Raw genomic sequence first — 3,203 nt, 5'->3', positions numbered from 1 at the left:
CTATTAAACTTTGCCTTTTAGAATCTGATTCTCTTCCAAAAATAGAATTCTTTGAAACTTTATAAAAATCCCAAATATCTGGAGATTCATTTGAATGTACATTTCCTACAAAAAAAATAAAAAATGAAATCAAAGTTAAAAAAATTTTTTTCATTTCACATTATCCTGCTAATTTAAATTTTCGAATTGTCCTATTACTTTAATAGCATTAAAATCAAAATTTTCTGTATGTAAATGGCTATCATGTAACGTTCCACCATTTATTATTCCTGATATACCTTCAAATAATTTATAAATTGTTGCTCCTATCCGAAACGTTCCAAAATGAAATTTAGCTAAAGCATTAACAAATTCTTTATCTTTTTCCCAATCCGATAAATTTCTATCTTTTTTAATGTATTTTGTGTCAATACTTTGACCATTTATGTGTAAAGCGCTAGGGAAACATGAACCTTGTTCATAAGAGCTACCTGTCACAATGATATTTTCCTTTATTTCAGCTAATGCACCTATAAAACCGGCTAGAATATCTGAGTTAGTATATTTTCGATAAGTTTCTTTAAGTTCATATTTAATAACTACATCATTGCTTTCATAGTTAATACTATCTGGCATTCTAACCAATTGCGCTTCTTCTTGCTGTTTTGTATAAAGTCGCCATACAATTCCATCTTGGTCATGTATTCCGTATTCAGCTATATCTCCATTAGCCATAGTTAGTCTTTCATAAATACTTACACCATTTTCTTTTTTTATCCATTCATGAATATCGCCATTTTCATATTTAGCTTTAGCTACTATATAGCCATCACTAACATTAGTTTTAGTTTCCGAAACCCTTCCATGATCGGGATATTTAAATGTTTTCCTAGGGTATCTATTAAATCCTTTCTTATTAATCGTATGCCAATCGGCTATACATATTTCATGCTCATTATTATCTTTATCATGATAAACGTATTTATATTTTTGTTCATAACCTTTCAATATTTCTTGTGGTATATGTTTTTCAATTTTTCCATCATGATAAATATGATAAGTAACAATATCTGCACCAGAAAAATAATCCATCATCGCCACCGGGTGAATAAACCACGCCTTACCATCAGCAGATAGCTTGGAAAGTGCTGGGGTATCGGTACTGGCGGTTTGGGTTGCTTGCGCTTGTGCCACTTGTTGCCACCACAGCGAGGGTTTGATGCGTTGCGCTTTTTCTAGTTGCCAATTTTTTTTGACATGTTCATGCGCTTCGTCTACTTTTTTCATCGCAATATCACGCTGATAAAGCTCGGTGATTCGCCACTCATCTAATCCCGCTTCAATAAGCGTTTTTTGTTGTTGTTTCTCTTCTTCAAATAAGTCATCAATTTCATTCCATTTGCTTAATGCTTCATCGGCATACCATTCACTTTCATATTTTACCAGTAAATGCCCTATCAACTCCGCCGTCCAACTTGTTCGTAACGCCGCTTTGAATTGTTCTTTGGTAAATGGATTCTTATTATTTATTTCTAATAATTGTAAAAACTCTTTGACTTTATTTTTTCCCTTATCCGGTAGAGATTTCCATAAATAATGGTTATAGCCAGATTTCGCTAAGATTCGCAGTACCGTTAACATCGCTTCTGTACAATCTTCAATATCTAGCCTTGCACTTCGATTTTTACTAAGTTTCTTTGTTAATTCACTTATTGTTGCCTTTTCTTCTATCGTTTCAAACCCTGGTAGTGCCATGGACTAACACGTTTGATATGCGCTTGCGCATTACCATTTTGTATGATTTCTTAATCTGGCGAAAATTTGGTTATTAATTTTGTTCTATTTTCTTGATTAATAAATGTGTAATAAGTCTCTCCACCATCAAAATATTGGACAATCTCTAGCTTATTTTTCCCTTTCCATTTATATTCAACTTCAACTCTCATATAATCATCTTCGTAAATATCCGAAAAATCTTTCCCCTGTTTGATTTTTTTCCTAAACTCATAAGTAGGATTAATACTCATTGCTTCATATACATCTAATATTGTCATATTTTTATAGAAACAAACTTTAGTTGACTCCATCTCAAAATATTTTGTTTCAAGACAATTTTCATTACGTTTAAAATTATTTATTTTGTTTTCATCAGTAATAGCTAATTGCTTATAAAAAACTAAATGTTTATTATAAGGAATCATTAATTCATTATTATTAAGTAGTATGATAATCTCATAATTAAAGCCAGTGCACCTTTCCGATAAATTAGAAGGCTCAATAAAATACAATCCATTAAACTTATTCAAAGATAGATCATATTTTTTTAAATCTTGATTATAATCCTCAAAGATATTAAGTTTAGTCAACTGATTATAGATACTTTCTTTATCCTCTTTGACTCTCTTAAAATTACAACCTAACACTTTAATTTTTTGTTCATTACCAACAATAAAATTATTTAAAATACTGACTAACCATTTCTTTTCTTTATTTTCTACATTTATTTTATCTTTTATTAACAAATAATAATGATTATCATTAGATGCATAAGTAAAATATGGAACTAAAAGCATTAAAATACATCCAAACAAAAATTTTTTCATTTTTCCACTCCTAATTTATTTAGGGTCTTCCCCAAATGAACTTCGATATCCCTGCTTTAAAAGCTCCAGAGGATCTAATAAATCTTTGCGTCTTTCATAAGGTTTATTCGCTTTATTACTTAATGGCTTTTCCAAATTTAACCCACTTTCACCTGAATAATATTCTAAATGTAACATGTAAATAATTTTTCCGGATAATACCATTAATGGGGTATCGTCATCATTTAGCAACTTACCTGTTTTTGCAAGTACAGTACCTTGCTCAACAGAATCGCCAACTTTGAGGTTTTTAATACTTGACTCATCTACTTCACCATAGCGAATAATGAATTCTCTTCCACTATTGGTATGATGTTTGACCGTTATCTGATAAGTTTTACAATAAAAATCTCTAATATCTAATACAACACCATCACATACTGCAACAATTTCTGCGTTAGGTTCAGTATATAGATCTCGTCCCGCATGTTTCCTTTTACCTCCACTACGATTCGACCCAAACATTGTTTGATTATCATTTTTAGTCCAATTGAAATTTTTACCAAATTGCATATCAAAATTGTTTATTGGTTTTACTTTTAATGGGAAAATAATTTCAGTACTTCTAATATTAAAATAATC

The 3,203-nt window shown here is 30.4% G+C and carries 3 protein-coding genes; all 3 read right to left on the bottom strand.

Features of this window, described 5'->3' with window-relative positions; all coding sequences use genetic code 11:
- Positions 1–168: 168 nt before the first annotated feature.
- Positions 169–1,734, bottom strand: a complete 1,566-nt coding sequence (locus GQ589_RS11465; RefSeq protein WP_160426336.1) for a hypothetical protein — start codon at positions 1,732–1,734, stop codon at positions 169–171.
- Positions 1,735–1,784: 50 nt separating this feature from the next.
- On the bottom strand, positions 1,785–2,582 hold the full coding sequence (locus tag GQ589_RS11460) for a hypothetical protein (protein ID WP_160426334.1): 798 nt from the start codon (positions 2,580–2,582) through the stop codon (positions 1,785–1,787).
- Between the two features lie 15 nt (positions 2,583–2,597).
- Positions 2,598–3,203: M23 family metallopeptidase (locus tag GQ589_RS11455; RefSeq protein ID WP_160426332.1), on the bottom strand; the 606-nt coding region annotated here is incomplete at its 5' end.

This window comes from Gilliamella sp. Pas-s27, assembly GCF_009795865.1.
Lineage (GTDB): Bacteria > Pseudomonadota > Gammaproteobacteria > Enterobacterales > Orbaceae > Gilliamella.
Note: the sequence above shows the minus strand (reverse complement) of the source record. Positions and strands in the feature narration are given on the sequence as shown.